The organism is Mesorhizobium sp. M5C.F.Ca.IN.020.32.2.1 (assembly GCF_004023105.1).
Lineage (GTDB): Bacteria > Pseudomonadota > Alphaproteobacteria > Rhizobiales > Rhizobiaceae > Mesorhizobium > Mesorhizobium wenxiniae.
Map to the genome: position 1 here is coordinate 1 of NZ_RZSX01001343.1, position 1,071 is coordinate 1,071.

The 1,071-nt window shown below is 62.7% G+C and carries 1 protein-coding gene and 1 pseudogene; both read left to right on the forward strand.

Going from position 1 to position 1,071, the window contains the following annotated elements:
* Positions 1-257: pseudogene (locus tag EOA86_RS39135) on the forward strand (sugar ABC transporter ATP-binding protein); the annotation flags it as partial.
* A gap of 242 nt (positions 258-499) precedes the next feature.
* The coding region (locus EOA86_RS35835) for an ABC transporter substrate-binding protein (protein ID WP_164892376.1) at positions 500-1,071 on the forward strand (572 nt) is incomplete at its 3' end.

The window sequence follows — 1,071 nt, forward strand, 5'->3', positions numbered from 1 at the left end:
TCCTGGGGGCCCGCCCGGAAACGATTGTAGAGACGGGCGCGCACTTTGCCGACGCGGCTCCCTTTAACTTCAATGCCAGGATCGATGTGGTCGAGCCGACCGGTTCCGACAACCTCGCCATCTTCAACGCCGGCGGCATCGACGTGATCGCCCGGCTGCGTCCGGGGTCCGGCGCGGCGGGACAGTTGGCCTCGCTCAGCCTCGATACGAGCAAGGCTTTGATCTTCGACCCGCAGTCGGAGCTTCTGGTCGCATAGGGAGATCATTCGAAATCGCCGGCGGCCGGTGTGGCCTCGGCGCACATAGGAGGTACAGCCAACCCTTCGTGGTTGGGCACGCGCATCTATTGTATCGATCTAACGATTTGCCGTGACGGCGACGGTCATCGCATGAGCAAACCGAAGGTTCGATCAATAGGAGAGCCGCGGAAAGCGGCGCCGGGGGAACCGTCAGAACCACCGGAACCATTAGGACGACGAAAAACATGGGAGAATGCAGCATGAACTCGAAAGACTTGAGAAAAACGAAGCGCGGCGTCGTCATCGCAGCCGTGGCGGGACTGTTGTCGGTCGGAACCGCGATTGCAAGCGGCAAGGTTGAGGTGATGCACTGGTGGACATCGGGCGGCGAAGCCAACGCGCTGAACGTTCTGAAGGAAGCGCTCAACAGCCAGAGCATTGCCTGGGAGGACTCTGCCGTCGCCGGCGGCTCGGGCACGAACGCTCTCCAGGTTCTCCAGGCGCGCGTCGCGTCGGGCAATCCGCCTGCTGCCATGCAGATGCATGGCGAGCAGATCAAGACCTACGCCGACGAAGGCCTGCTCGGCGACCTGTCCGAGATCGCCACCGCCCAGAACTGGGACGTGGTGATGGCGCCCGAACTGCAGAGGTTTGCCAAACATGACGGCGTCTACGTCGGCGTGCCTTTCAACGAGCACCGCCACAACTGGATGTGGGTCAGCAAGAAAATTATCGACCGGTACGGCGGCAAGGTGCCGGCGACCTGGGACGAGTGGTTCACGCTGGCCGACAAGATGAAGGCCGACGGTGTCCAGCCGCTCGCCCACGGCGG